6 protein-coding genes and 1 pseudogene are annotated in these 5,687 nt (G+C 34.0%); all 7 read right to left on the bottom strand.

Annotated elements, in window-relative coordinates:
• Positions 1 to 97: 97 nt before the first annotated feature.
• On the bottom strand, positions 98 to 1,171 hold the full coding sequence (porV, locus tag I7X29_RS15015) for a type IX secretion system outer membrane channel protein PorV (protein ID WP_198475846.1): 1,074 nt from the start codon (positions 1,169 to 1,171) through the stop codon (positions 98 to 100).
• A complete protein-coding gene (locus I7X29_RS15010) occupies positions 1,168 to 1,779 on the bottom strand; it encodes a hypothetical protein (protein ID WP_198475844.1) in 612 nt (203 codons plus the stop codon). The genes porV and I7X29_RS15010 overlap by 4 nt, the downstream gene beginning before the upstream one ends.
• Positions 1,780 to 1,900: 121 nt before the next feature.
• On the bottom strand, positions 1,901 to 2,305 hold the full coding sequence (locus I7X29_RS15005; RefSeq protein WP_198475842.1) for a hypothetical protein: 405 nt from the start codon (positions 2,303 to 2,305) through the stop codon (positions 1,901 to 1,903).
• A gap of 124 nt (positions 2,306 to 2,429) precedes the next feature.
• On the bottom strand, positions 2,430 to 2,765 hold the full coding sequence (locus tag I7X29_RS15000) for a hypothetical protein (protein WP_225883790.1): 336 nt from the start codon (positions 2,763 to 2,765) through the stop codon (positions 2,430 to 2,432).
• 131 nt (positions 2,766 to 2,896) lie between these two features.
• Positions 2,897 to 4,129, bottom strand: a complete 1,233-nt coding sequence (locus I7X29_RS15730; protein ID WP_198475838.1) for a polymorphic toxin type 23 domain-containing protein — start codon at positions 4,127 to 4,129, stop codon at positions 2,897 to 2,899.
• An 89-nt stretch (positions 4,130 to 4,218) separates the two neighbouring features.
• On the bottom strand, positions 4,219 to 4,863 hold the full coding sequence (locus I7X29_RS14990) for a hypothetical protein (RefSeq protein WP_198475836.1): 645 nt from the start codon (positions 4,861 to 4,863) through the stop codon (positions 4,219 to 4,221).
• Position 4,864: 1 nt separating this feature from the next.
• Positions 4,865 to 5,687: pseudogene (locus I7X29_RS14985) on the bottom strand (hypothetical protein); the annotation flags it as partial.

Raw genomic sequence — 5,687 nt, 5'->3', positions numbered from 1 at the left:
CAGCTGAAAACCTTTTAAGCTGCTCAAAACTACTTGTGCGCAAGGGAGCGCAGAATGTAGCACTCCGAAGTCGTGAGTTTTTATTGTAAATTATAGTTTAAAAAGCGTATTGTAACGATGTCCTCATAGAAGAACTCAATGGGTTATTTGTGGTTGTTGTTGAAAACAAATACGACACATCGAACTGGAACGAACGGAAAGCGAACCCACACCCAACAGTCAAGTATTGCCTATCGCCTTTTAGTTTGTGCTGATGAAAATAACCCGTACGCAGGAAAAGCTGCTCATCAAAGGCGTATTCTGCTCCTATTGCCCAACTGATCTCGTGAAGCTCTTCCTTAAAGCCGTTAGGTGCATCACTAAACGAAGTGAACATACCTTCGATAAAATCTTTGTTCTCATCACTTTCTATGGGTACTAAAAGTTTATTAGCCTCTGTAAGTACTGAAAAGCGGTTATAGCTATCCACTTGTAGGTTATAAGCTGCACCGAGTTTTAGGTTGGTCGGCAAAAAGAACGATTTGCCTAAGTCGTCGTACTTTACTTTTGCCCCAATATTAGAAAGCTGAAATCCAAAGCTATAACTTCCTGTGTAGTTCCCTATCAGGTGAAACGCAGAAGTGTAATAGCCCGAGATGTCAAAGCCTAATCCGCGTGCTACTGCCTTGTTGTCTGTGGGCAATTGTAAGTTAGAATTGAGATAGCGCGCCGCCACACCCATTGCAAAGTGCTCGCTGAGCCTGAGATTGTACGAAAGGTCAAAGGTAAATTCAGTAGGACGAAAACTGCCCAGCACGGTAGCACTTCCACCGAAATCTTGAGTGAGACTCACATCGCCGATACTAAAATACGTCAGACTTGCGCCCCACGCGCTACGTTGTGTACGTTTATAATAGGTGATATTCCCCAGAAAAATGTCCTTTACAAGTTTATTGAGATAGGGTGTATAACTCACCCCAACGCCCGAGGTGTTTTCCGCAAAAATATACTTAGCAGCGTTGTTACGTTGCGCAAAAACGTTTGGCTGCGAGCACACCCCCACCTCGCCCATACCCGCAGCAGCGGCATCGGTGTTAATAGACAAAAACGGAAACGCCGTAGTGATAGGTTTTTCTTCCTGCGCGTGGAGAAATACGCTGATTAATAAGGATGTAAGGAGTAAGTATTTCATCTTAAACTCATAATTTTCTTTGGTATCTTATCATACAATTTCTCAATGTTGTATTCCTTAAAGAGATATGTCTCATTAATAAGAACATTCCTTTTGTCTCTATAATTTTTTCGATAAAATAGGTGAATAGAAGATGAATCAATTACTTTTCCTTTTTCTTCTATTAAATAATAATCACCAAATACATTATAAAAATATTGAATTGTGATAATGTCATTTCTGATATTGTATTTTCCCCAATTCCATAAAAAAATATTAGATGTTCCTTGTTTCGAAGTGTCTAAAAAAATATCCATTTGCTCATTTAGCATTTTTTCAGACTTTTGAATAGAACAATCTATGGTGGCAATATTGCCATCACATTTATTTCCAAATCCATTCTGCACATAGTACATATATCCATTATTTAGAAAAACACGCATATGTATGAATTTTCCTCCATCACAATCTATACATTCCTTATTTGTGTATATACTATAATAATATCCTTTGTTTTGTATTCTATCAATTTTTATATTTTCTCTTAACGTGAAATATTTTTTATTGTGCCATATACTACAAGAAATCAGAAATATAGAAAATAATATTGCGAATAGTTTTCTTACCATAATGTATACTTATTAGGGGTTAAATATTGATAATAAGAATTCCATTTTCTATCTATCATCCTAGATGTAAAAGGATTATAAGTTCTGTATTGATAAAAAGGTTTCCAATTTTGTATAAAAACTATTGTTGATTGTATTTTGCATTGATAGGAGTTAACCTTATACTCTTTTCGCATTCATCTTCATATCTAAAATAGAGAATTCCATCACGCACAGCTGTAAGGATTTTCTTTGTTCTTATCCCTCCTTGTGGGTGTCTAAAATATATTTTCATAAATAAATGCTTATTTTTTACATAGAAAAAGCCTCGATAAGATAGTTTAGAAATATGTTTATATTCTTTTCTGTTTTCTGAAAATAGAAAGATAATTTTTCCATCACAAGAAAATCTACAAAAGAAAGGATGATTCCTATTTTTTAAAGTTAAATCCTCTATATTATAAATTTGAGTAGTATCTATTAGTGAAAAAATATTTTCAGTAATGATTATATCATTACAATTTTTATATCTACTTCTATTCATCATTTGGCAAGAAAAAGTATTTGCCAATACTGAGACGAAAAATAATATATAGAAAACTTTTCTTACCATGATGTAAAAGGATTATAAGTTCTATACTGATAAAAAGGTTTCCAATTTTGTATAAAAACTATTGTTGATTGTATTTTGCATTGATAGGAGTTAACCTTATACTCTTTTCACATTCATTCTTATTCCTAAAATAAAGAATACCATTATATTCTTCTAAGAGAATTTCTTTTGTTTTTCCTCCTCCTTGCGGAAATTTTATATACACATTTAAGATTAATCTCCCTTTCTGTACATAATAGTTTCCTCTACGATATTTTTTAGGAATATTCTTATACTTCCCATTGTTGTCCAAGAAAAGGTATTGAATCGTCCCTGAAGAAGAGAATTTACAAAAAACACGATCGTACCCTGTTTTTATATAATTTATATTATAGATTTGAGTTGTATCTATCACTGAAAATATGTTTTCATTGATAACTATGTCATTACAATTTTTATCACAATTCATATTGTAATACCAACTCATCTTACAAGAAAAGAACCCTGCTAAAATAAACGAAAAAAATAATATGTATACTCTTCTTTTTACCATGATGTAAAAGGATTATAAGTTCTATACTGATAAAAAGAATCCCATTTCCAAGATTGATTTTCAAAACCTCTGTCTTTTATCAAACCGTGAATAACCACATCTTGAATAGCATGTCTTACTTTTTCGCTATTACCTCCTACTCGAAAACCACCATATCCAAAGGTTAAAGCCCCTAAACGATATTTTTTACCCACTTCATTGACATAACCTCGTTTATATTTAGTTCCAAATCTATCTACATAATTTATTACAGGATTTTCTTCCTTACCTTTAGAATTAACTACTTTTATTTCATATTTTTGATCGTCTCTAGTTCTTCTACCAGTAAAAAGATTAAATCCAGCAGTAAAATCTCCTATTCCAATATTTAAGGCTGCTGTTCTATAACTATCGTTTCTATCCCCTAATCCTAAATGTTTAATTCCTGCTCCCCCATCATTTTCATACATCATTCTAAAATCCCCACTATGAAGTCCTATAACCCCTGTTCTTTGCTCAAAATCACCTTTCCAGATGTTTGTTCCAAGAGACAAACCTAATTTACCATCATCCCAAGAAGCCATAGCAGAATAGCGTGTTTCAAAATTGTTCTTCCAGAATCGATTGTAATTAACATACCCCATAAGTCCTACGCCTCCCGAAATAGAGAAATTTCCGCTTTGGTAACCAGCTCCTAAATTGACTCCCATTCCTGCAGCGTTACCAAAAGCAATAGCTAAAGAGAGACCTACACTAAAATCACCTATAGATACATTGTAGCTTGGCATAAGAGCAGAAGATGCCCCTGTGATAAAGCCATTTAAGACACTCTCTCCCGATAGTGAAGTTGCCACTGAAGAACCACCAATAGCACCCATAACAGCTCCTCCTAAGGTTGACCAAGCAAACTTTTCCCACGACCAACTATCGTTCATAGCTGCGCTGGTAGCATAGCTTGTTGCTCCTATGATAGCACCAACAATAACAGCTGCCCAAATGATTTCTCCATTGGGGTCTGTATATTTTAGCGGATTATTCAAGCAATACCCATACCTATTAAAGTTTTGTGTATTAAAAGGGTCTTGGATATAGTTATCGGGCATTAAGAAGCGGTGTAGGGTAGGGTCATACAAACGTCCGTTCATATGGATGAGCCCTACGCTTGCCAAATGCTCGTACCCTGTATAACCGCGGTCAAGTAGTAAGTTTTCTAACTTATTGCCGTTGCCGTCAGTGATGCTTAACACTTTGCCCCAGGCATCAAAGTGCCTTGCTTAGTTAGTGTCTATAATATTTCAATGTACTTAAATCACGGTGCAAAGATACATTTTTTCAATTATCTTTTCTTTCTAATTTTACAATTTGGACAGGTTAAATATTTCTTACCTACTTTTATTCCTCCATTGAGAGTAATATCATTAGTAAGTTCTTCTCCATAGTTCTCACACCAAAAAATATCTCCATCAATTTCTTTAATTCCCCATTTACTATTTATAATCTTAAATATTTTACCTTCTTTCATTACCCAATAACCGTGAAAATGTTGTATAATAAAAATAAAATTATTAGGATTTTTACATTGATAATCCATCAACTTCTTTTCAATGTTTTCTGAATCAAATATAATAGGAGGGTCATATATAGAAGAAATATTATTCATTAGTTTATAATATGAGTCAAACATCTGGAAAAATTGAATTTTATTCTTGTTTTTTATTATAAGCATTTGAAAATTAGGAGCTTTTTTTAGAGAAATAAGTTTTTCTATCATATCTCCACACTTATATTTTTTCCCTTGTAGGTCTAAAACTGGAATTGAGAGGATATCTTCTTTATTAATATCTATTATATTATTTTTTTTTAGATATATAAGGGCAGAATCCTTATATATATTTTTGTCATAATGAAAAGGATTGCTCTCTTGTGAGAAAGAGAGGATATTGATAACAAAAGATAGTATAAAGGTAATTTTTATTTGCATATCAACGTATACTGAAAATTAAAAACATATTATTAAGAGTTCTAAAAGAATTTGTACTACTATTAGACGATGGGTTCATAACATTAATAATAAATCGACCGCTATCATAAAGTCTCACTCTATTAATTACCGTAGCGTGTGCAAAAATAAACTTCTGTCCTCCCATTCCTATTGCCCTTATTGCCGTATCGTAAGTTAGTGATACGGCTGTTCTTTGGCTCATATTGTTTGCTATTTCTCTAATTGTATTTACAGGGTTAGCTTTATCTATAGAGATTGAACCTGTTCGATAACCAGCATTAGCATACATCCTACCTATTTCTCGATTAGTTAGTCCTTGTCCTGTGGAACTTGGGTTAGAAGAAGTAAAATAACTTTGAGTTCTACTATTACCATAATACTTATCTATACTCTCAGCACAAGCATAAGTACAGTCATAATCTCCTATTTGGTTTACTTGGGGGATAGGCAAATCTACATCAAGTATTTTTCTATCTCCTCTCCAAAAGTTTCTTCCATCAGTTACAGCATCAATACCACCAGCTATACCACCTGTTATAGCTCCGAAAGCAGCCCCTGTTAATCCATCGTTAATTCCATTTTTTAGTGCTTGTCCAATATTTTGACCTGAGACTAAACTATTACCTATTCCAGAGGTTATTCCCCCTGTGAGACCAGAAGCAGCTCCTATAACTGCACCTGAAAAGAAACTTGAGGATACAGCAGCCGCAGAAGAGGATCCCAAAAATCCTGCACTAAAAGCACCACCAGCTAATGCAGATGATGTACCACCCATTACACCTGCACTTAATGCTCCTGCGAGT

The sequence above is a fragment of the Capnocytophaga periodontitidis genome, from assembly GCF_016126015.1.
GTDB lineage: Bacteria > Bacteroidota > Bacteroidia > Flavobacteriales > Flavobacteriaceae > Capnocytophaga > Capnocytophaga periodontitidis.
Note: the sequence above shows the minus strand (reverse complement) of the source record. Positions and strands in the feature narration are given on the sequence as shown.

Bases quoted from the DNA above. Each gene is read 5' to 3' on its own strand.
- porV (WP_198475846.1), bottom strand. From the start codon at position 1,171: ATGAAATACTTACTCCTTACATCCTTATTAATCAGCGTATTTCTCCAC.
- I7X29_RS15010 (WP_198475844.1), bottom strand. From the start codon at position 1,779: ATGGTAAGAAAACTATTCGCAATATTATTTTCTATATTTCTGATTTCT.
- I7X29_RS14990 (WP_198475836.1), bottom strand. From the start codon at position 4,863: ATGCAAATAAAAATTACCTTTATACTATCTTTTGTTATCAATATCCTC.
- I7X29_RS15005 (WP_198475842.1), bottom strand. From the start codon at position 2,305: ATGATGAATAGAAGTAGATATAAAAATTGTAATGATATAATCATTACT.